This is a genomic window from Mastigocoleus testarum BC008 (genome assembly GCF_001456025.1).
GTDB lineage: Bacteria > Cyanobacteriota > Cyanobacteriia > Cyanobacteriales > Nostocaceae > Mastigocoleus > Mastigocoleus testarum.
The window spans coordinates 1-23,584 of sequence record NZ_LMTZ01000117.1 but is presented as its reverse complement, the minus strand read 5'-3'; the positions used below and the strand labels follow the sequence as shown (position 1 = coordinate 23,584).

The window sequence follows — 23,584 nt, the reverse complement described above, 5'->3', positions numbered from 1 at the left end:
GGTTTTTATGAACAACAAAAATACCCCTGCTCTCTGGATCGACTCCACTCGATCGCGCTACTTTCTCATTCCCGAAAACCAGAATATTCCCCCTGGAAATTTCACCCTTTTTAACCTCACTGGTAAAAAAAAGAAAGTAGCACTAACAGCAATTTCTTCCTTTGAAATAACAGAAGAAGAAGCTAATACTCATCTCGAAAAAGAATTAAATAAGCTATTTGAACAAATCAAAATCAGTGAGGATAGTCTAGAAGAAATCCCCAAAATGCTCGAAGAAATATTCTCCGAGTCAAATATCGAAAAATGTCTCCCAGATTTTATTAACAAATTAGGAGAAATAGAAGAAAAAATAGAAGATAATCCTGAATTACTAGCACAAGTAATCTATGAATTTTACACATCTTTAAGCCAAGATTTCTTCAGCGAACGAAAAAAACGTTTAGAAGAAAAACGCCAACAAGAAATAAAAAAATCCGCAGAAGAGGCAGTGGAAAAAGCTTTAAGTTCTTTTAAAATACCCTCATTTGCAGATACAGACTGGATGTCGGAAATTAACTTTTTAGTCGATAAAGATGAGTAAATCAAAACACAAGTAAATACATGATTCATAATGAATATGCTGTATTATGAAACACTACAAAACTTCTCTACAACACATACTTGCGAACCTAGAAAGAATCGACTTACTCATCCAAATCCAACTCCAGCGACTGCAAAAACTCCAGTCAACCGATCCCGAATTCCAAGGACTATATATATCCGAACAAGAACTAGAAGAACTACTCACCATACCAATCGGAGTACCCCGTTGGGCTGTTGCGGAAACACCATTATCTAACGACGAAATCAAAACTGTATTTGATAGTTTAGCTGCTGATATTGCTCAACGCCAGGCAGAAAGCACAAAAAAAGGCATAAAATTACGCCTAGAATCCCTCACCCATGACTTCGACCTTACCCCTACCGATGTTGATATCCTCCTGATCTGTTTAGCACCAGAACTCGACCTACGCTACGAAAGTCTTTACGCTTACCTCCACGGTGATGTCACCAAAAAACGACCCAGCGTAGACCTAGTTTTAAACTTACTTTCTCCCAACTTAGAAGCCAAACTAGAAGCCCGTCAAAGCCTGACTCCCAGTTCTCCCCTGTTAAAACATCACCTATTAAATTTATTCAACGATCCATCTCAACCTCAAGCACCACTGCTGAGTAAATATCTAAAAATTGAAGAGCGTATAGTCAATTATTTACTTGATGATAACGAAATTGACTCTCAAATCAAATTTTATACAAATTATCAAACACCAGAACAAAACCTAGAAGACTTATTACTACCAAATGAGACCAAACAACGCTTCCAAAAGCTAATTGAGAAAAAACCAGCAATTACAAACAACTTTATCTTCTACTTCCAGGGTGACTACGGTGTCGGTAAGCAAGCAACAGCAGAAGCAATCTGCAACAACTTAGGTACAGGATTATTAATAGTTGATGGAGAACAACTACTCAAACTTGAACCAAGGGAACTTCAAACAGCAATTAGCTTAATCCATCGTGAAACAATCTTACAAGAAGCAGCCTTATATTGGAAAGGCTTTGATAGCTTCCTCGAAGAGGAAAAACACCCGTGGCTGAATTTACTCTTACAGCAATGGTCAGAGCAAGAGCAACAAATTCCACTAACTTTCCTCGCTGGAAACATAATTTGGGAACCAACAGACGCATTAAAAAATGTCAGTTTCCTACGAGTGGAATTTTCCTATCCTACCACCAACCAACGGGTACAACTGTGGGAGAAAAATTTAAAATCAAAGAACTTAAAGTTAAAGAACTTAAACAGTAAAAGAAATCCTGCTTCCGAAACAGAACTGAAAGAATTAGCCAGTAAATTCCGCTTTAGTGGTGGTCAAATTGAAGACGCAACAGCCACCGCCCGCAACCTAGCCCAATGGCGCGAAGCCGGACAGGAAAACTTGATAATAGACGACTTGTACGCAGCTTGTCGCCTGCAATCCAACCGTAAATTAAGCAAACTCGCCAAGAAAATTGAACCCCATTATAAGTGGAGTGATATTATTATCCCTAGCGACCAACTGCAAATCTTGCGAGAAATTTGTAACACCCTCAAAYACMRMGCWYTGATCTACGAAGAATGGGGCTTCGATCGCAAACTAGCAATGGGTAAAGGATTAAACATTTTCTTCGCCGGTTTACCAGGTACAGGTAAGACCATGTCTGCCGATATTATTGCCGGAGAATTGGGATTAGACCTTTATAAAATAGACCTTTCCAGCATCGTCAGTAAATATATCGGCGAAACCGAGAAAAACTTATCTCGAATTTTCAACGAAGCTCAAAGCAGCAATGCAATCTTGTTTTTCGACGAAGCAGACTCCCTATTTGGTAAACGTAGTGAAGTTCGTGACTCCCACGATCGCTACGCCAATATCGAAGTAAGCTACCTCCTACAACGAATGGAAGAATACCAAGGAATGGTAATTCTAGCCACCAACCTGCGGGGAAATATGGATGACGCTTTTATTCGTCGGATGCACTTCAGCCTGGAATTTCCCTTTCCCAATAAAAAAGAGCGTCGTCGCATCTGGGAAAAAATTTGGCCAGATGACACACCCCGCAACCCAGATTTAAACTTAGACTTGATGGCAGAACGCTTCGAAATAGCCGGTGGTAACATCCGTAACATAGCCCTCGCAGCCGCCTTCCTTGCAGCCGATGATGGCGGTACAGTAGGAATGAATCACCTACTCTGGGCGGCTCGACGGGAGTATCAAAAAATGGGTCGGGTGATTGCTAATGGAGCATTTAGTTAAAGTTCAAAAATTCAGATCCAGTAAAAGGAGAAACTGAGGGCTTTTAGGCTCCAATTTTTTCAATCATTACCTCATACCAAATCCGATTTTTAAAACCCCTTTATATTTTTTGGGATTTTCCCCCACACTTTCCACACTTCCCTCTCTCATTCTAAAAAGGGGTAATTAAACCGGATTTAGTATCAGTAATTTACCGTACGGGATATAGATAAATATAGTTCAGTCATAGCGAAATATAGTAATCCTAAATCACTCATGAGAATCAAGATTGTAGAGACGTTGCATGCAACGTCTCTACAGGATTTATCTATTCACAAATCTGCGGGCGATCGCTATATCAACATACCTATTTAAAAACTTCCAGTCCTACTTCTCTCAATAATTTCTCATACAGAAATCTATCAAATCCTACCCGTTCAGAATCATGAGCCCGATTTACCTAAATTCGGGTATTTTTTAGTAATTGCATCCATTGCTTACGGTATTTGGGTATATCTGTTTTTACTTCCAAGTTTTACAAACTTTTATTAAATATTTACCGTATTTCGGATAAATAGGGTTGCTCTTAAGTCGCTCAACTGTAAAATAAACCCTAATTTATCTCAAATAACATCCCATAGAGAATGATTAAGACTTTATCAAGCAGCGAAAATAATAAAATCAAGAACCTGTTTATTTACCCATTATTTGTTCTCAGCATCTTAGTAACCCTCGCTAGTTGTAGCCCACCTACTTCTACAACTACTTCCGAAGAAACCTCAGCAAGTCCAAGCACAGATCTAGTTTCGACATCACCTAAAACAACTAAGGTCAATTCTTCCCACCTCATATCTCCCCAAGGAATTGGTGATGCGCGCTTAGGAATGACTTACGGGGAACTGAAAAAATCCTTAGGTTCCGAAGTCAAATTTGAGGTGAAATCACCTTTCATGGTAGATTTTGATGCAATTTCTGTGAATAAAGATGGAAACACCCAATATCACATCATCTATCCCGCTAACACCACTTTCTCTGATTCCGATGTTATTACAACAATAATTACTGACAACCCTGATTATCGTACGGATAAAGGAATAGGGGTCGGAACAACAATTAAAGATGCACAAGCTGCTTACGGTGAAGCAACTCTAGCTTACAGCACTGCTAATGAGTCTCGAGAGTCTGTCAGTTTTGCAAATCAACCCAAAAATATCGCTTTTCGTCCCTCAACATCACCTAACAACTTTGCAGGTATCTACAAATCTCAACAAGGAGAATATAACCAAACAAAGGAATTTCGTGATGATGCTGCAATTAAATCAGTACAGGTTTATTGTATCCCCAGTTCGGAAGCTATAAAGGATCTCAGATGTGGTGTCGTTACCCAAGGGAAAACATCCAAATAATACATACAAGTAGGTTATAAAATAATAATTTTTATTAAAAAATAGACTATTTGAGATAAATAGGGTTGCTCTCAAGTGAAGAAATAATAGGATCACCTATGATTTATCTCAAGTATTCAAGAGACAATGATTAAGATTGTATTCGACAATGAACATACTAAAACCAAAAATTTTGTAGTTAAATGCCTAAAAAAGGCAGGATTTGAGGTTATTAGTGCAAAAAATGACTTTATTAAAATTCAGTTAGCAGATAAGAAGATTTATAGTACTGAAGCAAGTAAAAAATCAAATTACTCTGAGTCTATATTCCCATCGACTTCTAGACTAAAGGAAGTATTTGAGTTTATTGAATTAAATTACGATCAACCTATTAGTTTAAAAAAAGTAGCTCAAGCTGTGGGTTATTCCTCTGCTTACTTAACTGATTTAGTAAAAAGACTGACAGGGAAAACAGTTAATAATTGGATTGTCGAACGTCGGATAGTAGAAGCAAAGCGTTTACTTTTAGAAACTAACCACTCAGTGAAGCAAATTGCTTTAGATGTAGGTTATCAAAATATCAATCATTTCTACGAACAGTTTCACGGTTACTATAACAATACTCCAGATGCTTGGAGGAAAGCACAACGCTGTAAAGTCGTCTAAAACTAAAGATAAAACCAAGGAAAGTCGAAGTAATATAGCAATTGTAACGCTACGTGAAAGTCAAAGTAGCTTTGCTAACAAAAATTAAAATCACTAAAATTTGAGTTTTAAATAGAGTCTATTCGAGTAGATCTAGCAAATATTAATGATGGTGGTAGTGAGTAATTGTTTAGACAGTTATTTGCTATCGTTATTGCATTTAATTTTTTTCCAAAAAAACTTATAAAAACAGGATATAACAACCCCAAAGTGTGAAAATCTAAAAATACTTAATTGTTTTGTCTCTTAATTCCGAAAAATACGTAACTATTACCCGATATCTCAAGGATAGATTGGTATTACGAAATAAATAAATAGTCAGTAAAAAAGCGAAAATCTCTATTTATTTCAATTCTTTATTTAAAGCTAAAACTATGAAAAATACAACAAAAAAAATAAATCTAAAGCATATTCTATTTGGTGGTGCAGCTTTAGCATCAATGTTAGGAGGAATGATATTTCTTGATAGTGCAATTGCACAAGAAATACGCCCGACCAAAATTAGACGACGTTGTTATAGGTATACTCTCATAAACAGAACTAATCGTGGAGTTGACTTCAATCTTGGAAGAAGGAAATCTTTTTTACGTTCAAAAGGACAATTTAGTTTCCGACGTTGTTTTAAACTTAGACGTAGAGTACGTCATCCATTAGTCAAATATGATGAAATTATTGGTCAAGGATACAGAGTTGCAAGTGTAAGACTAACACCCGGAAGAAATGCTTTTGACCGTCAAGGAAGAAAGTTAGTGTTAAAAACTGGTGGTACAGATGGTCCTGTCCCTCAAATAGCTCCTTTTGAGGAATAGACTTATAAAAAAATAATTCAGGGTTAAAATCTAAAACTTAATTTTTATATAAAGCTACTCATTATTAGACATTTTGAGTAGCTTTTTATTCGTCATATCCTATGTTATAAGCTTTTAAGACTCAGTTTATTTGTTAATTTTTTATATTTAATCAACTTAAATTAATCTTTTTTTACAATTAAATTATGTTTGGCATTTGATAGATAGCATACACTTTTCTGGCATTTAACATACATAATTCAGCATATTAATATTCACATAAATGTAATGCAAACACCACTTTTTGTAGTTTATCTGACTAAATCAAATACATTAATCTATTAATTGGAAATACATAAAGCAAAGTTTTACGATAAATCCTCAACCTAGGAAATAACAATCATGTTCAAATTTAATAAACAGCTAACTGCTCTAGCACTTTTAACATTAACTTCTGTTGCTGGAACTACGCTTACTCTTTCAGAAGCATCTGCAAGACCTAGAAGAAATTCGAGAGCTTTAAAAGAAGTAACTTTAAGGGATAGAGATAGAAGAGGCTCATTTGGGAGTAACAGCGGTATATCAGATCTCAGTAAAGTTGGTTTTGATAATAGAGCTGATTTTGTTGAAATCAATAGCAGTGTAGCCTGGAGGTTCTATACTGGGAAAAATTTCAAAGGTCGATCTACTGTGGTCAGACCCAACACGGGACGAAGTCTTGGTAGGTTTGCTAATAAAATTTCCTCCTTCTGTGCTGTATCAAAATGTCCTAAAAAATAGAGTTTAAAACACCTGGGAAAGATACTTTTGACCGTCAAGGAAGAAGATTAATATTAAGATAACGATCGGTGACGATAGTAATCCTCCTGCTGCTAATATTGTAGGTCCCGAAGAAAGCTGATAAATAATTCAAGGTTACAATCTGAAAGTTAATTGATATATAAAGCTACTCATTATTAGACATCTTGAGCAGCTTTTTATTCGTTATACCCTATTACTAGGAGCTTGTAAGCTTCAGTTAAACTATTACTTTTCTTAGCTTTTAGTAACTTAAATTAACCTTTACCGGCCTTACATTGTAATGCATTATTCGATAGGTAGCATGCAGTTTTCTGCAATACTGCGTGCATAATTACGCTAATATTTGTTCAAAAAAGTGTATTAAATAGACCAGATTTTGTAGTTTATTTTGCAAGCATGAATTTATTAATGTATAGAAAGAATGGCAAACAAGCCAAAACAGAATTTTGAAAAACTAACCTATCAAAAGATAAAGGATAAAGTTATGTCTATTAAAAAGAAACTCTTACTATCAGTTGGTGCAATAATCGTTGGTAGTTCTGCTATTTTAGCAATTAATCCCCCCGCTTCTGCTGCCCCATCAACTTTTCAGAAAACCTGTCGCAGGAGCGGAATAGTAAGTTTTAGGGGTAATGCTTACTTGCAATCCAGTTGTCGTATGATAAATGGTCGCTATAAGAAAAGTTCAATACGTTTACAGGGAATTTATAATGATAACGGCGTCCTAAGATTTAGTGGTGGAAGAGAATCAGCCTCCTTCCAAAGAAGTTGTCGTAAAATTGGAGTTAGAGGAAGTACATTAGTCGCATCTTGTAGAAAAAGAAATGGTAGATACAGAAATACCTCAATTAGGTTAAATGATATTCACAATAGAAACGGACGATTGACTTACTAAGAATAGTCACAGTCATTTAATATATTGAAACTCAAAACTGTTTAATAGCTTAGGTTTTTAGTTGTGGGATTGAAGTATTATTTATATCTAATAATCACCATACCCTTTCTCCCGATTTAGGAGAGTTGTATTCCTTATTGGGGAAGTGAGAATATTGAAAATAGGTAATTTTCTTCAATTCCATGCAGCATTCTTCATCTAGTAACCACCGGGATTTTCTGCGACAAATTGTCACTCTTGTAGCAATTATCCTAGCTTTCGTCGTCAACGTTGCATCAAATATTTTCCCGTTTAATGGACTTACTATTGGTCAAATCTCTAATACTTTGTTCAAAGAAGTTTTGATTATTCCTGCTAATTATGCATTTGTTATTTGGGGGTTAATCTACCTCGGATTATTTGCTTTCGCTACTTATCAAGTCTTACCTAACCAGAGAAATGACCCCGATTTACGTAAAATCGGGTATTTTTTAGTAATTGCATCTATTGCTCAAAGTATTTGGGTATATTTGTTTTCATTTCGTTTATTTACACTTTCAGTAGTCGCAATGGTTATAATTTTGCTACCACTGATTGCAACATATCTGCATTTGGGAACTAGTAAGACTGCGACATCTCGTGTCAAAAGATGGTGCGTTCATTATCCCATAGGGATTTATCTAGGTTGGATTAGCGTTGCTACGGTTGTTAATGTCGCCTCTGCTTTGTACGCTCAAAATTGGAATAGTTGGGGTATATCTGCTCAAGCTTGGACTGTAATTATGACATTGGTCGCTGCTGCAATTTCTGTCGTTACTGTCCTGCAAAATAGAGACCTTACTTATACAGGTGTAACTATTTGGGCTTTAGTTGCGATCGCAATTAAAAATTGGGAAAACCATATCATCAAGATTGTGGCTTTTTTATGTGTAACAGCTTTGGTGATAATTAGTTTATTTAAGAATTTGAAGAGAGCATAATTCAAAATACTTAATATTTGGGAAGATTCTTTCTATTTTGCAATGATTTGTAGGGTGCTGTTAGCGAAGCGTAACGCACCTCATATATTATCAGTATGATTTTGGCGAAATATAATAGACATCTCCAGGAATGAGATATCACCCCTGACAACACAAGGCTTTTATATTCTTTTTCGGAGATGTCTAATAATAAGCTGTTTAGGGTTTTGTAACCTGAAATCCTATAATTAAATATTTAGATGTGGTTAAATGTGAATATTTAGATATGCCAATTCTCTGTTTATAAAAATACAAATAGCTAAAAGTACTCGAAAAGTATGCCTAAATTTACAAAATACTATTTAGCGCCAATATTTACAGTACTAATTAACGGTATTTTGGCCTACTTTATCAATCAAATACCGGGTATTAAAGCAGATCCAAAGATAATATTGATTGTTACAGTTGTTTGTACTGTTATACTTTGTATTCTCACTTTTTTAATGACAGACATACAACCAAAATAAACAAAACATAATATAAATTCACAATCAAATTCGCTCGCTGGATTATCACTACTTATAGTAGGTGGTATCATCTATGGATTACAGCAATTTAATATCTTAACTGGACAATATAATATCCTATTTGGTTACATATCATTAATTTTATGTGGATTTGGTGCAATAATACCAAGCTTTCTATTAATTCCGAAATTATGGCAAAATATATTATTATTCTTATTGTCTGGGATTGGAGTATTTTTAACATTTCATAATTTTATTATTCGCAACTTAGATGCTGCATTTATATCTTTTATTTTTACTTTAATTTTTATTGTATCATTGACAATACGGGAGTTTTTAGCTCAGATAATTAAAGATGTAGGATTGTTTTGGGTAAAACTACAGCGTCAGCAAGCTATAAAAACAGGTCAATTGATTAATGACAGACTGGAAGATTTGGTTTCAGATTTTCAAAATAGTTATTACAAAGCATTAGAGTATAAATGTCGAGATGATGAAACCCAAGGTTTAGATAATGAGTTTACTTTAGAATTACAGAAAGTATTCGTTCCTCTAAAAATAGCAGCAAATAATGCAAGTAATACGAGACAAGATATTATCCCTGTATCACAAAATAAGTCTTTGGTAGACTTAACAATTTGGGATTGTTTAGCTGCGAGAGATCTAGGAGGAAGAGGTATATATAAAAGATTAGTAATTTTAGGTAGACCAGGTTCTGGTAAAACAACATTACTAAGACATTTAACACTTATCTATAGTATAAAAAAAGAGCAGGAAATTAATAAAAAAGCACCAAAACTTATTCCAGTTTTATTCTATTTGCGTGATATACGTGACTTAATAATCAGTAATAAATCATCATTAAAAACATTAATACAGCAATATATAGAAAATTTAAAAATCAATAATAAAAATCTAATTCCACCTTCTAATTGGGTAAATAATAAGTTACAGAAAAACGAATTTATCATTATGCTGGATGGATTAGATGAAGTTGCAAATAAAACCCAACGCCAGCAAGTGAGAACTTGGATAGATAGTCAAATGCAAGACTATCCTGATACAGTTTTTATTCTCACTTCTCGTCCCAATGGTTACAAAGAAGTAAAATCAAGAATTGCAGTTAATCAATTAGAAGTTCAGCCATTTAATCGGGAACAAATCACAAATTTTTTACAGCGTTGGTATTTACAGACAGAAATAAAAAGTCGCGCAGGACAATTTGACGATGGAGTTAAACAAGTCGCAGAAGAAAAGGCTATTAATTTGATTGAGCGGATTATTAATAATCGTCCTTTAGTTGCAATGGCTGTAAACCCACTATTACTGAAAATGATTGCGACTGTTCATCGTCGAGGAAATGTTTTACCAGGAAAAAGAGTAGAATTATATAAAGATATTTGTCAGATTTTACTAGAAAAACGTCAAAGAGCTAAAAATATATTCCATGGTTTAACTGCTTCGCAAAAACAATCAGTTTTGCAAGTACTAGCATTAAGTTTAATGCAAAAGCAAACACGAGAATTTACATTAGCTGAAGCTAAAAATTGGATATCTCAACAGTTAACTAATTTACCAAACTTAAATAATACAAGAGATTTTATCAAACATATTCAAGATGATTGTGCTTTGTTAGTCGAAAAGGAAATAGGAGAATATGAATTTGCACACTTAAGCTTTCAAGAATATCTAGCTGCTATTGAAATCAGTGAATCCCATCAAGAAAATATATTAATTCAAAACATAGATCAAACTTGGTGGTCAGAAACTATTCGTTTATACGGCGCACAATCAAAAGATGCAACTAACATTGTCAGTACGATTATTAATATGCCTTCACCGTCAGTTAATGCATTTCTAGTAATAGCGTATTATGAAGAAGAAGGTTGGCGAATTGATAAACAAGTAAGGCAACAGTTAATAGATAAACTGGATGCAGGTTTAGAATCAGATGATGCAGAAATATTTAAGTTAGCTGCTGAAGTACAATTAGCACGACAGTTAAATAATCTAACACGGGTAAATGAAATTTTAGAGCAAGATAATAGTTATATAACTTGTGCTGAATATCAGTTATTTATAAATGATTCACAACATACTTCCCCAAAGAAATGGCTAAATAATAGATTTATATTTGGAGATGCAAAGAAAGCAGTTAACGGACTAAATAAAAGGGATATCAATCGTTTTTGTACTTGGTTGACTGGAAAATATTTAAATTCTCAATTAAGTAAATTAGAAACATTTTATAAACCAATTGAAGAAAATGGTAAAATTAGATTATCTAGGGTAAAGTTACCATCTCGATATAAAAAACTTTCAGACTTTTTGTACAGAAAAAAATGGCGAGAAGCTGATGATGAAACTTTACATATAATATTAAAAGCTGTGAGGAGGGACGAACAGAGGTATCTGAATATAGAAGATATCGAAAAATTTCCTTGTGAAGATTTCTATATCATAAATTTATTGTGGGTCGCCTACAGTCAGGGATACTTTGGCTTTAGTGTTCAACAAGAAATTTACCAAAGCTTGGGAGTTACACTACAATACGACGATGAACGAAAATTAGTTGATTTCGGAGATCGTGTAGGTTGGCGCGAAAGGGGTTCTTGGTTAGGTCCACGCGATTTACAATTTAATTTCAGCACTCCAACTCGAGGTAGTCTCCCATTACCTGTAAATCGACGTTACACGAAGAACAATAGATTGAGTTGGGAATCATCAGTAATCAGTCTTCATAATCAGACTATTATAAGTTTTCTCTCTCGGGCAGAGATTTGTAACTTATAAAAGATAACTACTTCGACGTTGTACGCATATTTTCATGAATTATCAAATTTTCACAAATTTGATAATTCAAAGTTCTAAATAATTTGACTAAGAAATGCTCCCATCTTGGCGAAGATTAACACTTAATCTCCTACAGTTTCTCATCAAATTAAACTTTCCCCAAGTAAAACCACTAACAACCCAAGAACTAGATCTCTGGCTAAAAGACCCCGATAAATCAGATCCATTATTAATCGATGCACGTCATATCGAAGAATATGAACTTAGTCATCTTAAAACTGCTGAATTGTTTACGTCTGTGCAAGATTTATTAGAAGATGTGACATGTCACGTCTCTACGCTAGATACACCAATCGTGGTTTATTGCTCTATCGGTTACCGTAGTGCTGACGTTGCAAATTCCCTCGTCAAAGCCGGTTTTTCTCGCGTTTTCAATTTAAGTGGTGGTATCTTCCAATGGGTGAATGAAGAAAAACCAGTTTTTCAGAAAAACCAATTAGTAAAGTCGGTACACCCATATAATAAATTATGGGGAAAACTACTCAAACCAGAGTACCGCAACTCCTTGTAAATTAATTATCTTTTGACTTTTGTTAGCAAAGCGTGTCCGTAGGGACGTTTCGATAATTATTCCTGCTCTAAACGAAGAAAGCACGATTCAACAGACTTTACAGCAATTAACTGTACTCAACCCTCCACCCCACGAAGTTATAGTTATCGATGCAGGAAGCGAAGATGAAACAGTAGATCGAGTCAAAACTAGTTTTGAATTATTTCCCCAATCAATCAAAACAAAAATCATATTTAGTTCAAAGCGCGGTCGTTCCATTCAAATGAATCAAGGTGCAGATATTGCAACGGGAGATATTCTTTGTTTTTTGCATGCGGATACTTGGTTACCAAATGATGCGATCGCAATTATTCAAAAAACCCTAACAGATCCAAAAGTTGCTGCTGGAGGATTTATTTCTTTAATGGTTGGAGCTAATTCAACGCGGTGGGGAATTTCTCTCCATAATTACTTGAAAACTTATTACGCTCCTTTAATTTTCAAACCTCTTTCATTTTGGAAAGGATTACGTTTGTTATTTGGAGATCAAGTAATATTTTGTCGTCGCAATGATTTTTGGGAATTTGGGGGATTCGATCACAAGTTACCAATTATGGAAGATGGAGATTTATGTTGCAAACTTGCTCGCAAAGGACGAATTCGTTTAGTTAACCGCATAGTCCAAAGTTCCGACCGTCGGGTAGCTCGGTGGGGTGCTTGGAAAGCAACTGCAATTTATATTTACATTGGGGTTTTATGGGGAATAGGTGTAGATGCAAATTATCTCAAACAGTTTTATCAGGATATTCGTTGATTCAAACTCCAGTCGTAATGGAGGTAAGCGATCGCTGTATTAGCAGTTAAAGGTAAATCTGTCTCTAGATAGGAATGAATATATTCTGGAATTGAATTTGCTACCGACAGAAAATCCTGACGATACCACTTGAAGATTTTATTACAGTAAAGTATTCCCGAAGAAGAATCATAACGAACCTTATCTGGATTATTAATAAAACGACGAGCATCTTCATCTAATTGCTGTTCCACTAGTTCGGGAATATAAGCTTGCGATCGCAGTAGGGGACAACCCACCGAAGCACAAACAATAGCAAAATGAATTCGTGGTTCCTTTAAATCTTGGCGAAGAATTTGATTTTCGATTTCAGCCAAACTATAACGTTTACCGAAAGCATCATAAATTCGACGTTGAAAAAACCACAAAAAAGCAATCCAGTTAGGAATACGATCAAAAATTTTGGGAAGAACCGATTTAATGGGATATTTTTCTAAAATTGTTGCGATGGTAAATGCATTGTACAAATTAATCCATAACGCTAACTGTTCAGAAGAACTAGCATCTGAATTAAGTTCCATACCCTGGAGACTCGACAACCAATTAGCAAGTACTTGAGGTTGTTCTCTTTTCCAAGCAGCATAATTTACCAGTCCCTTTTCATTTACATACCGACGAAGTAATTCATCCCAAACTGTAAAATCAAGCATGATTGGTAATTGGTAATTGGTAATTGGTAATTGGTAATTGGTAATTGTTAATTGGTAATCGGTAATTGGTAATTGGTAATTGGTAATCGGTAATTGGTAATTGGAAATTCTTCACTCATTACTTGTTACTTATTACTCATTACTTATTACTCTATCGCGGACAAATCTCCTCTAAACCTGGTGGAAGTTGTTTACAAGTTTGGTTGAAAGTTTTTGGAGAAGTTCGTCTCCAGAAAATTATTCCCGCAGCACTTGCAAATATTAAGCCCAATAAACTTAAACTCAATATCGTTACCCTCAGGGAAGTACCCTTCTTAGATTTTTTGGAAAGTGTGACTTCTTCAGCACTTGCATTTTCTGGGTTTGAACTTTCTGATACAGAACTTTCTGAGACTGGAGTTGTTGGGGAGATATCTTCTTCTGGATCCGGTAAAGTTAGATCTAAATCCAGATCTAGATTTTTAACTTCAGATTTTTCAACAGATGGAGATTTAGTAAATGCAATTGTTTCACTTATGTTATCTGAAGAATTATTACTTAAAGAATTAGTACTGAGGGAATCACTACTTGAAAGATGACTGCTCAGGGATGGATATTCAGGAGATACCCGACAATGAATCAAAACAATTGAAGTATTGTCATGACCATTTTTCATGTTTGCTAATCGGATCCAAGAATCTAAAGTGTCTTGCAAGGAAACCTGCTCAGCTAAAACTGGGACAGCAAAACTCCGCCATGACTGTTGTACCCAATTATTATCGCTTAACCCATCAGAACATAGTAGCAATAAACCATCTTCTTCAAGAATGAATCTTTGCACCGATGGTTGCAATAATTCTCCATCTTTTGTTCCCAAAGCTTGAATTAAAGCAGAAGCATCCTCACAGTGTAATGCTTGCTGATATAAACGACGTCCACTTCGTACTTCCCTTCCCACTACATCATCATCTACAGTCAGCAACTGACAATATTCAGCAGTAATCCAATATGCACGACTATCACCCACACTAGCAATATATAATTCATGGGCGTTTCCCGACTTCCGACCCGAGAAAGTCTGCACTGATTGCGGTACTTGAACCCCGATAACAATGGTAGTCGCCATCCGCTCCCTAGAAACGCGATTCTGTTCGTTATTGGCTGTATAAATTAAGTTATTTACAACCCGCAAACTTGCTTCTAATTGCTTTTCTAATAAATCTGGAGATGTTAGTTCTTTTTGTAATGCAACTTCACTTAAAAAGGCTTGTACCTGTAGTTTTACCGACTGTACCGCCAAATTACTAGCAACCTCACCCCCTTGATGTCCGCCAATCCCATCACAAATAATTGCTAAGTTGGGTAACAAGGAATCATCAGCATCTTTTCTCAGAGGAAAGCAAGTATCTTCATTTTTACTTAAGACTGGACCGGTATCCGTTCCACCTACAACTTCCAAACTTAGGGGTAGTTCGCCAGCTAATGAAAGTAGTAATTGATTAAGTTGGTACTGAATTTCTGTTAGCTCTACCTCATCACTCTGCATTTGGGTGACTATTTCCTGTAACACCGTCGATACATTTGACTTAGTTGTTTCTACCCAAATCTGCCAGCTTTCTGCTAGTTGTTTAATACTCAGTGACTGAGTATCAGATAAGGAATCTGCTGTAAGTTCTAATAATCGGACACACCAACCTTGAACGCGCAAATTATCCGCCACTAACAGACTACTTGCAACATTTTGCTCCTTAAGTGGCGTCCACAATTGGAGAATTTGCCATAACCAATATACTTGACGAACCGGACTTACTTTTTCCCATGAATCAGTAATTGATGGGTAAAGACCGCCAGTTTCATCTACAGGTAAATTGTCTAACAAAATAATATTATCGGTACCTGTTGGTAGCTTAGTAAAACCATAAATAGTTGGTAAGTGTAACCGCAAAGAATACAGTGGTGAATATGGAATTATTTCCGGCGGTAAAGAATCAGCCTCAGGTATATACGGCGACATTCCAGGTTTAGTGTCCAGCCATAGACGGGGTGCAATGACTTCGTATCGCTCCCCCATTTTTTCTCCCAGGGGTACTCGCTCTGCTCCTTCCCCAACCGCCCATAAATAGCGGCGAATTAGAGGTGTTTGACAACCAGCACAAAAAGTATTGCCGATTTGATTAATGGGAAAATCGCACTCTGGGTTGGTGCAATAAATTGTTGATTGAGTTAATTGGCTAGAAATCATACCAGTATAAATCCAAGAGCTTAAGAATTAATAATTAATAATCAAGAGTTAAGAATCAGGAGGTAAAAATTAAGAGTTAAGAGTTGGTTAGTAAGAGTTAAGAATCAAAAAACGAAAAATAAAAAATGAAACAAGTAAACTTAGATGAAAACTTACCGCCAAATTCAAAAAAGTTAGATTAGACTATATATAATTAATGGTCTTCCACGGTTAACGCTAGTTAATTTGCTAACGTGCAGCCAGTACTAAATTACGCTTGCGCGCTTGTACTAATAATTCACTGCGTTATGTCATATTAGTTTCTCCACTGGTCACTGTTCCTGGTTAGTTAATAATTCGAGTATAAAGTATAAATACTTAGCATATATTTACTAAAATATACTAGTGGGAACTGTATCTAAATTATAAATACATACATTTTCAAGAATGTAATTTATAAGGCAGCACTATGCCAAACATTACTTTAATCTGGCTCATCTTTGGAGCAGGTCTATGTTTAACAGAACTGTTCTTACCAACAGCTTTTGTAGCTTTGATGATGGGTGTCAGTGCTATTTTAGTTGCGGCTATGTCCCTGTTTATTGGAAATGTGTGGTTGCAAGGTTTAGTTTGGTTATCCCTTTCCACATTTTCGGTAGTATACACCCGACGTCTGATATCCCACCCTAAAGGAAAATCTAAAATTCGCGAAACAATTACTGCTGAAACTTTAACAGAAATTCCTCCGGGTAAAGCTGGGAGAGTTTTATATGAAGGTAGTTCTTGGCGAGCTAGATGTGATGATGCAACAATAGCCATTGCACCGAATGCACCAGTATATGTAGTAGCACGAGAAGGTACGACTTTAATTGTGATGCCCGAAAATCTTTTGCATTCTTAATATTTATTCCCAAATCACATAATTCCCAAATCACATAATTACCAAATCAAATAATTACCAAATCAAATAATTACCAAATCAAATAATTACCAAACAAAAATAGGGAGAATCAAAATGAATCCATTATTTTTATTGATATCGTTGGTGTTTGGGGGTTCTGCTCTAGTTGGTTCTGTCAAAGTTGTAAATCAAGGTAATGAAGCTTTAGTTGAAAGATTAGGTAGCTACAACAAAAAATTAGAACCAGGACTAAACTTTGTTTTCCCTTTTTTAGATAATGTTGTTTACAAAGAAACTATCCGAGAAAAGGTTTTAGATATTCCTCCGCAGCAATGTATTACCCGTGACAACGTCTCAATTACCGTAGATGCGGTAGTGTATTGGCGGATCGTGGATATGGAGAAAGCTTACTATAAAGTCGAAAATCTCCATTCAGCCATGACAAATTTGGTGCTAACCCAAGTCCGCGCCGAAATGGGTAAACTCGAACTTGATGATACCTTTACCGCTCGCGCTCAAATTAATGAAATTCTATTAAGAGATTTGGATATTGCTACTGATCCTTGGGGTGTAAAAGTAACGCGGGTAGAATTACGAGACATCGTTCCTGCACCAGCAGTCTTGGAAGCAATGGAACTCCAAATGTCAGCAGAAAGACGTAAACGTGCAGCTATTTTAACTTCTGAAGGGGAAAGGGAATCTGCTGTTAACTCCGCAAAAGGTAAAGCTGATGCTCAAGTATTAGAAGCAGAAGCCCATCAAAAAGCAGTGATTTTGGGAGCAGAAGCAGACCAGAAAGCTGTAGTACTTAGAGCCCAAGCAGAGCGCCAACAAAAGGTTCTTCAAGCCCAAGCTATTGCTGAAGCCACAGATATCATCTCTCAAAAAATGCAAACTCATGCCACAGCCAAACAAGCTTTAGAAGTATTACTTGCTTTGGGATATCTTGACATGGGAGCAACAATCGGTAAAAGTGATAGTAGCAAGGTCATGTTTATGGATCCTCGTACTATTCCTGGTACTTTAGAAGGCATACGATCCATAGTTTCCGATAGCCAAATAGATGCCAGCGTAAATACCAACGGAAATTTTAGTTAATAAATTTTTCGAGCTTTTTTCAAATTTTCAATATTCAAATTTCTCCGCTAACCAATAACCAGTTACCATACGAAGCTTAGGTTATTGAAATTTGAGAGTTAAGGGTTCTGATTTTTCAAACTCTTAACTCTTAATTTTTAAGACCAATTTCCTTTAAGATTGCCACACTTAGAACGCGACAAGCAGAACGTTTATGAAAGAGAACAGAGAACAGGGTTAATTAGCACAGGTTAATTAGCACAACTGTACTTTTGCTCATATCTATTTACTGCCTACTGCAATGAAATGATGATATCATGCAGTTTCTTCTGCTGCTTGTTCTATTTGACAGTGATTACATAAACCGAAGAATTCTAAGGTATGATAAAAGATTTTAAAGTCATGATTATTTTGTAAATCAGTTTCTAGTTGATGGACCGGGCATTGCTTAATAGGAATAGAATTACCACATTGCAGGCAAGTCAAATAATGTTTATCTTGTTTTACTAAGCTGTAAACAGCCTCACCATTACTCAAAGTTCTTACTTGTACTAAGCCTTCAAGTTTTAAAGCTTCTAAAGAACGATAAACCGTTGCTAAACCTATGCCTTGGTTTCTTTTACGCAATTTAACATAAATATCTTGTGCAGAAATACTCTGCTTAATAGTTTTGAGTAGCCTCAAAACTCTTTCTTGAGAGCGAGTGCGTATTACTTTCATAGAAAAATTATAATTCCCACTGGTTGTAGTTAGAGATTAGCAAAATTGACATTGGCGAAATTTTTCACCAAGATTTAAGTAAATATTTCTTCATTATGGGCAAATGGAGAATTTACCCTATTAGAACTTAATTTTATTAAAAAAATAAAATACACGTGATTTAGCTCATAGTTCTTTTGCTTGAAAGCCCTTTAGCTTTAAATCTAATTTAATATCTTCATATCATTTGATAATATTGCAAATACCCAATCATCGCAGAAAAATAATAGTATTAGCGTAGCAGTATTCAATTAAAGCTAGTGAAAAGTAAATATCAGGTCAAAATTTTTGTTACTCTTCGTCCTTCTGTGTTAGATCCAGCCGGAACGGCGGTAGAATCTGGACTTCAACAATTAGGATACAGTACTGTCGAACAAGTAAGAATTGGTAAATACATTGAATTAAATATTACAGCTCCTAATGAGAGAATTGCCCGAGAAAATCTTGACCGCATTTGTGACACCATGTTAGCGAATCCTGTGATTGAAAACTATCGCTTTGACATGAGAGAAGTAGAAACACAAACGGGAATTGTTTGACAGTTGTCAGTTACCAGTTACCAGTTACCAGTTACCTATAAAAAATGAAATTTGGCGTTATTGTTTTTCCCGGTTCAAATTGCGATCGCGATGTTGCTTACGTAACTCGAGATATTCTCAAGCAACCAACACGTATGATTTGGCACCAAGAAACTGATATTTCCGATATAGATGTTATTGTAATTCCTGGTGGTTTTAGTTACGGAGATTACTTACGTTGTGGTGCGATCGCTAGGTTTTCTCCGGTGATGCAACAGGTTATAGAACATACAAATCAAGGTAAATTTGTCCTAGGAATTTGTAATGGTTTTCAGGTATTGACTGAGTCGGGACTTTTACCAGGAATATTAGTACGAAATCGAGATATGCATTTTATTTGCGATCGCGTTTCATTGACGGTAGAACGTAACGATCTAGCTTGGACTACAACTTATAACGAAGGTGAGGTTATTACCTTACCTATCGCCCACGGTGAAGGACAATTTTATGCAAGTGAAGCTATATTGGCGGAAATAGAAGGAAACAACCAAGTCGTTTTTCGCTATGAAAGTGATAACCCTAATGGTTCTTTAAATAATATTGCTGGAATTTGCAATCTTCAGGGTAATGTGATTGGAATGATGCCCCATCCAGAAAGAGCAGCCGATCCAATGCTCGGAGGTACTGACGGTTTGAAGATGTTCGCAGGATTATTAGAAAAAGTTGTAGCGATGATTTAAAGAGTTTTTAAGTATCGGTGCTGCTTTAAAGATGTTTTAAAAGGCTCTAAAACCCAAAAGCTAATTACTAGATCGGTGTGTTATGGCAAAACAATATATTCGTTTATATATTTATTTACCTTTGCGATGTTTCCTGTTGTAACACATCCTTGTTTTAAGATTTTGAAATCGGATTTTTCAGTAGCTGCATCAGAGCAAATCCCGTAATTCCTGAGAAGATTGTTAATACGGCAAACCAAACTAAAAAAGTATCATAGCCAACATCATCTAAGGTATTACCTACAACAGCACTCATAACGCCCGCGATAGCATTGACTAAAATCCACGAACTAGCCTGGGAAATCCATTGCCGCAGTAACAGCCATTGTATAGTTCCAAGTACACCACCTATAGCACCTAATGTAAAAACCACCATAGCATCAGACGATCCTATAAAATCCGCCATAATCATCAATACAAAAACACCTGAAACAATCCCCACAGCAGTTACCAAAACCCACCAAGCCGTTTTAGGCAAAGAATGTACCCTACCTCGTAAAACCAGCCATTGGGTAACTGGGAGCAACATACCAAAAGATAAAAAACCAGCTAAATTTGCTAGTAACCACCACCACCAAAAACCCAACCCAATATTTTTCTTCGGAGTAGTTGGATCTGAAGTTGGAGTTTGTGGATTTACTTCAGTTGGTGGTAATTGTGAAAGAGGAGGTATCGATCGCTTCGATTGAGAACTTTTCCGTGAGGGATTCACTACTTGCTCAACTTCTGCCAAACCTTGTAAAATCTCCTTTGTGTTAGCAGGACGTTGACTAGGCGAACGTGCCATCATTCTATCGATTAAATCTGCAAACTTTGGTGAGATTTCCGGTACCTTGTCACGCCAATCCACCCGATCATTATATGAGTCAAAAATTGCTGGATCGTTAGGTTCTTTACCCGTAAGTAGAAATACAAACGTGCGCCCTAAAGCAAAAAAATCTGACTGTGGTATCGCCTGACCATTGATTTGTTCGCTTGGAGTATACCCAACGGATATCACACCTGTAACATTACCTTTTTGGTGAGCGACATAGTATGTTCGTGTTGCTTGACGTGCTGCTCCAAAATCAATTAGTACTAAATTCCCCTTTGCCCCGAGCATAATATTTGGAGGTTTAATATCTCTATGAAAATATTTTCGCTCGTGGACTAAATGAAGAATAGTGACTATTTCCTTTAACCATTGCACTGCTAACTTTTGATTAATCGGACGACCATCTCGCTTTTCCAAATAACGATATAAGTCCATCCCTTCAATTTTCTCCATCACTAGACAGTGCAATGGTTGCTGACTTCTGGGTAAATAAACAAAATAATCGTCTTCTTCAACCTTGGGAATACCGGGATGATTTAATGTTTTTAAAACCTCTGCTTCCCGTTGAAATAACTCCACTGCTTTGGGTTGATTGTTGATGAGAATTTTTAGTACCTTAGGAATATTCCTACGGGCATCACTCACCTCATAAGTTTGACCAAAACCACCTCGTCCTAATAACTTGGTTGCTCGATAGCGTCCTTCCAACAGCAATTCTGAACCACAACTTTGACAAAACAATATGTTGTCAGAATTATCTGGCTTGGAGCAATGGGGATTAATACAGAGGGACATAGGGGCTACTCAATCAAAGTAAGCAATATGCATAGTTATTTTTGCTGATTTGCAGCTATAAGTAAACAGATACTATATATGTTTTAACTAGTTTTTAAGTTTATGTAGCCAATGTTATTCCTACTTTAGAAAAAGAACATACAAAACAACGATAAATGCCGTATAGGTGTTCTATGTTCTCGTCAGCGCGTGCAAAGCAATCGCATTTTAATAAAGCGTCATCCCGAACAATTAACTCTCTGCATAGTTGATAAATTGAACAGAAATCAAAAAACAGAAATAGTAAAAAATGGAATGGAATTAAATCGCAGACAACAAAACTAGGGTATGTATTCGAGCTAAGTTCTACCCCTTAAATCCAACTTAGTAAAGGTGTAAATCTTTTCATATTCTCCTTTTCCGATAGATTTATAGGAATTCAAAAGTCAGCAAGCACTGCGAACAATAGTTTGAAAATACATCTAGTCATTGCAAGTATAAACTGTTACGTTTTAGTGATTTTTTTGTCAGCTTCTACTATCCTTCTAGGTCAATTTTTTGTGTAGTTCATCAAAACTTTGATTGACCAGCAGGAAGTATTGCTATGGGGGAATTTCACAAGAGTGGTATTTACGAGAAGTGAAGGTAACCAGTTTATGTCGAGAAAAATCTCTGATTTTAGACGAACAGACGATAGTGAAAACTATGAATACTTTTTAGAGTATGGAAAGGTAAATATTTCTACTCAAAAACCCGCCGTTCTCTTAATCGGTGGTTCAGAGGGAGGAACAGTAGGAGAAGATGCAGCAACTCAATGGTTTTTAAAACAAGCAGATCGAGGAGATTATTTAGTTTTACGTTGCAGGGGAATAGGTAGACAAGCCCAGTGGGTAGCGGATAATTATAGTCACTCGATCAATTCTGCAGCAGAACTTTCTATTGATAGTCGAGAAGCAGCAAATAATCCTGATGTAGTGGAATATATTAAAAATGCTGACGCTTTATTCTTTGCTGGTGGAGATCAAAATGAATATGAAGATTACTGGGAAGGAACAGCAACACAAGATGCTATTAACTATTTAATTAATCATAAAAAAATTCCTGTTGCTGGAACCAGCGCCGGGATGGCGATTTTAGGGGATTATTATTATGCTCCCTCTCGACAAGGGTTGATAAGTTCAGAAATTTTAAATGATCCTTTTCATACCAACACTAAAGATATTTATCGTAGTGATTTTCTTCAAGTTCCTTACCTCAAGCATGTCATTACTGATACTCACTTAGATAGACATAACGACCGTCATCCCGAAACTAGGTATGGAAGAATCTTTGGGTTAATTGCTCGAATTATGGTGGCTGAGAATCATAAAGTTTATGGTATCGGTTTAGAAGAAGGTGCATTTGTAGGTATTGATGAGAAGGGAATTGGTCGGGTTTTCGGGAACGGTTCTGATCGGGGACAAGATGCCTATTTTTTACAAACTAATGGTGCTTTCCCGGAACAAATACAACCCGGTTCGCCCTTAATTTGGGATAATTACGGACGAGCAGTAAAGGTTTATAGAATTTCAGGAACGCCTGAAGGAAGTGGTTTATTCGATCTGAATAATTGGTTAACAGCTTCTGGGGGAAGTTGGGAATATTGGTTTACAACAGATGGTTACTCTGGTTTTCGAAGAGAAGAAATAAGATATTAAAAATTCATAACTCCCAACTCCCAACTCCTGACTCCTAACTCCTAACTCCCAACTCCCAACTCCTGACTCCTAACTCCTAACTCCTAACTCCTAACTCCTAACTCCTAACTCCTAACTCCTAACTCCTGACTCCTAACTCCTGACTCCTAACTCCTGACTCCTAACTCCTAACTCCTTCTTTATTTTTCTCCCCTTTTTCTTTATTTTTTCTTTCCTTCCTTCTTAGGTTCCCTTTTTAAGTTTGTTTCTTCTTTTTCTTTTCTCTTTTCTTTTTTCTTATTTTCTGTTTTTCTTCGATCGCTTTTCCCTTCTTTCTTTTTCCTCTTTTCTTTTCTTCTCTCTTTGTCTGCTCTTCCTGCTTTTCCTG

The 23,584-nt window shown here is 36.0% G+C and carries 21 protein-coding genes; 16 read left to right on the top strand and 5 right to left on the bottom strand.

The genetic code is table 11. From position 1 onward, the window contains the following. Positions 1–7 precede the first annotated feature (7 nt). The 11 genes from BC008_RS29485 to BC008_RS29435 all read left to right on the top strand — a co-directional run bounded on the left by BC008_RS29485 (position 8) and on the right by BC008_RS29435 (position 13,009). Complete coding sequence (locus BC008_RS29485) at positions 8–580, top strand: hypothetical protein (protein ID WP_027846770.1); 573 nt, start codon at positions 8–10, stop codon at positions 578–580. Positions 581–626: 46 nt separating this feature from the next. Beyond that, positions 627–2,834 (top strand): AAA family ATPase, encoded by a 2,208-nt coding sequence (locus BC008_RS29480; protein ID WP_058184122.1) that lies wholly within the window; start codon positions 627–629, stop codon positions 2,832–2,834. A gap of 623 nt (positions 2,835–3,457) precedes the next feature. Beyond that, on the top strand, positions 3,458–4,219 hold the full coding sequence (locus BC008_RS50785; protein ID WP_063800833.1) for a hypothetical protein: 762 nt from the start codon (positions 3,458–3,460) through the stop codon (positions 4,217–4,219). Positions 4,220–4,345: 126 nt separating this feature from the next. Further along, positions 4,346–4,864: a helix-turn-helix domain-containing protein gene (locus tag BC008_RS29470; RefSeq protein WP_027845371.1), complete on the top strand. Its 519-nt coding sequence runs from the start codon at positions 4,346–4,348 to the stop codon at positions 4,862–4,864. A gap of 413 nt (positions 4,865–5,277) precedes the next feature. Then, positions 5,278–5,712 (top strand): hypothetical protein, encoded by a 435-nt coding sequence (locus BC008_RS29465; RefSeq protein WP_058184121.1) that lies wholly within the window; start codon positions 5,278–5,280, stop codon positions 5,710–5,712. Between the two features lie 381 nt (positions 5,713–6,093). Continuing rightward, the gene (locus tag BC008_RS29460; protein ID WP_058184120.1) at positions 6,094–6,471 is read left to right on the top strand and encodes a hypothetical protein; all 378 of its coding nucleotides are present in this window, start codon (positions 6,094–6,096) and stop codon (positions 6,469–6,471) included. A 505-nt stretch (positions 6,472–6,976) separates the two neighbouring features. Then, entirely contained in the window at positions 6,977–7,387 is a 411-nt protein-coding gene (locus BC008_RS29455; RefSeq protein WP_161938178.1) for a mannose-binding lectin, read from the top strand. A 182-nt stretch (positions 7,388–7,569) separates the two neighbouring features. Next, a complete protein-coding gene (locus BC008_RS29450) occupies positions 7,570–8,346 on the top strand; it encodes a hypothetical protein (RefSeq protein ID WP_027845370.1) in 777 nt (258 codons plus the stop codon). Positions 8,347–9,170: 824 nt separating this feature from the next. Continuing rightward, positions 9,171–11,645: a GUN4 domain-containing protein gene (locus BC008_RS29445; protein ID WP_153009682.1), complete on the top strand. Its 2,475-nt coding sequence runs from the start codon at positions 9,171–9,173 to the stop codon at positions 11,643–11,645. 94 nt (positions 11,646–11,739) lie between these two features. Beyond that, a complete protein-coding gene (locus tag BC008_RS29440) occupies positions 11,740–12,216 on the top strand; it encodes a rhodanese-like domain-containing protein (protein WP_027845368.1) in 477 nt (158 codons plus the stop codon). A gap of 19 nt (positions 12,217–12,235) precedes the next feature. After that, on the top strand, positions 12,236–13,009 hold the full coding sequence (locus BC008_RS29435; protein WP_027845367.1) for a TIGR04283 family arsenosugar biosynthesis glycosyltransferase: 774 nt from the start codon (positions 12,236–12,238) through the stop codon (positions 13,007–13,009). On the opposite strand, the gene BC008_RS29430 is transcribed toward BC008_RS29435, so the two are convergent. Genes BC008_RS29430 through BC008_RS29425 form a run of 3 tightly spaced genes read right to left on the bottom strand, consistent with a single transcriptional unit; the run spans position 12,994 to position 15,919 of the window. Then, positions 12,994–13,698, bottom strand: coding sequence for a DUF547 domain-containing protein (locus BC008_RS29430; RefSeq protein ID WP_027845366.1), 705 nt, complete (start codon positions 13,696–13,698; stop codon positions 12,994–12,996). The genes BC008_RS29435 and BC008_RS29430 overlap by 16 nt on opposite strands. Then, positions 13,691–13,813, bottom strand: coding sequence for a hypothetical protein (locus BC008_RS52215; protein ID WP_268768253.1), 123 nt, complete (start codon positions 13,811–13,813; stop codon positions 13,691–13,693). The genes BC008_RS29430 and BC008_RS52215 overlap by 8 nt, the downstream gene beginning before the upstream one ends. A 36-nt stretch (positions 13,814–13,849) precedes the next feature. After that, complete coding sequence (locus BC008_RS29425) at positions 13,850–15,919, bottom strand: PP2C family protein-serine/threonine phosphatase (RefSeq protein WP_027845675.1); 2,070 nt, start codon at positions 15,917–15,919, stop codon at positions 13,850–13,852. Between the two features lie 448 nt (positions 15,920–16,367). Here BC008_RS29425 and BC008_RS29420 point away from each other — a divergent pair, with 448 nt between their 5' ends. Next, a complete protein-coding gene (locus tag BC008_RS29420; protein ID WP_036267449.1) occupies positions 16,368–16,799 on the top strand; it encodes an NfeD family protein in 432 nt (143 codons plus the stop codon). Between the two features lie 114 nt (positions 16,800–16,913). Then, positions 16,914–17,897: an SPFH domain-containing protein gene (locus tag BC008_RS29415; protein WP_027845673.1), complete on the top strand. Its 984-nt coding sequence runs from the start codon at positions 16,914–16,916 to the stop codon at positions 17,895–17,897. Positions 17,898–18,191: 294 nt separating this feature from the next. Here the strand turns inward: BC008_RS29415 and BC008_RS29410 are convergent, their stop codons facing one another. Further along, positions 18,192–18,596, bottom strand: coding sequence for a Fur family transcriptional regulator (locus BC008_RS29410; protein WP_027845672.1), 405 nt, complete (start codon positions 18,594–18,596; stop codon positions 18,192–18,194). Between the two features lie 299 nt (positions 18,597–18,895). On the opposite strand from BC008_RS29410, the gene purS reads away from it, so the two are divergent. Together purS and purQ are read left to right on the top strand one after the other, a co-directional pair. Beyond that, positions 18,896–19,174: a phosphoribosylformylglycinamidine synthase subunit PurS gene (gene purS, locus BC008_RS29405; RefSeq protein ID WP_027845671.1), complete on the top strand. Its 279-nt coding sequence runs from the start codon at positions 18,896–18,898 to the stop codon at positions 19,172–19,174. Positions 19,175–19,218: 44 nt separating this feature from the next. Further along, a complete protein-coding gene (purQ, locus tag BC008_RS29400) occupies positions 19,219–19,893 on the top strand; it encodes a phosphoribosylformylglycinamidine synthase subunit PurQ (RefSeq protein WP_027845670.1) in 675 nt (224 codons plus the stop codon). A 154-nt stretch (positions 19,894–20,047) separates the two neighbouring features. On the opposite strand, the gene BC008_RS47720 is transcribed toward purQ, so the two are convergent. Next, positions 20,048–21,541 (bottom strand): protein kinase domain-containing protein, encoded by a 1,494-nt coding sequence (locus BC008_RS47720; protein WP_082650662.1) that lies wholly within the window; start codon positions 21,539–21,541, stop codon positions 20,048–20,050. A 635-nt stretch (positions 21,542–22,176) separates the two neighbouring features. Between BC008_RS47720 and BC008_RS29390 the strand changes: the two genes are divergently transcribed. Beyond that, entirely contained in the window at positions 22,177–23,217 is a 1,041-nt protein-coding gene (locus BC008_RS29390) for a cyanophycinase (protein ID WP_058184118.1), read from the top strand. Positions 23,218–23,584 lie beyond the last annotated feature (367 nt).

Coding starts and splice junctions, on each gene's coding strand:
- BC008_RS29485 (WP_027846770.1), top strand. CDS start 8: ATGAACAACAAAAATACCCCTGCTCTCTGGATCGACTCCACTCGATCG.
- BC008_RS50785 (WP_063800833.1), top strand. CDS start 3,458: ATGATTAAGACTTTATCAAGCAGCGAAAATAATAAAATCAAGAACCTG.
- BC008_RS29470 (WP_027845371.1), top strand. CDS start 4,346: ATGATTAAGATTGTATTCGACAATGAACATACTAAAACCAAAAATTTT.
- BC008_RS29465 (WP_058184121.1), top strand. CDS start 5,278: ATGAAAAATACAACAAAAAAAATAAATCTAAAGCATATTCTATTTGGT.
- BC008_RS29460 (WP_058184120.1), top strand. CDS start 6,094: ATGTTCAAATTTAATAAACAGCTAACTGCTCTAGCACTTTTAACATTA.
- BC008_RS29455 (WP_161938178.1), top strand. CDS start 6,977: ATGTCTATTAAAAAGAAACTCTTACTATCAGTTGGTGCAATAATCGTT.
- BC008_RS29450 (WP_027845370.1), top strand. CDS start 7,570: ATGCAGCATTCTTCATCTAGTAACCACCGGGATTTTCTGCGACAAATT.
- BC008_RS29440 (WP_027845368.1), top strand. CDS start 11,740: ATGCTCCCATCTTGGCGAAGATTAACACTTAATCTCCTACAGTTTCTC.
- BC008_RS29430 (WP_027845366.1), bottom strand. CDS start 13,698: ATGCTTGATTTTACAGTTTGGGATGAATTACTTCGTCGGTATGTAAAT.
- BC008_RS29425 (WP_027845675.1), bottom strand. CDS start 15,919: ATGATTTCTAGCCAATTAACTCAATCAACAATTTATTGCACCAACCCA.
- BC008_RS29420 (WP_036267449.1), top strand. CDS start 16,368: ATGCCAAACATTACTTTAATCTGGCTCATCTTTGGAGCAGGTCTATGT.
- BC008_RS29415 (WP_027845673.1), top strand. CDS start 16,914: ATGAATCCATTATTTTTATTGATATCGTTGGTGTTTGGGGGTTCTGCT.
- BC008_RS29410 (WP_027845672.1), bottom strand. CDS start 18,596: ATGAAAGTAATACGCACTCGCTCTCAAGAAAGAGTTTTGAGGCTACTC.
- purQ (WP_027845670.1), top strand. CDS start 19,219: ATGAAATTTGGCGTTATTGTTTTTCCCGGTTCAAATTGCGATCGCGAT.
- BC008_RS47720 (WP_082650662.1), bottom strand. CDS start 21,541: ATGTCCCTCTGTATTAATCCCCATTGCTCCAAGCCAGATAATTCTGAC.
- BC008_RS29390 (WP_058184118.1), top strand. CDS start 22,177: ATGTCGAGAAAAATCTCTGATTTTAGACGAACAGACGATAGTGAAAAC.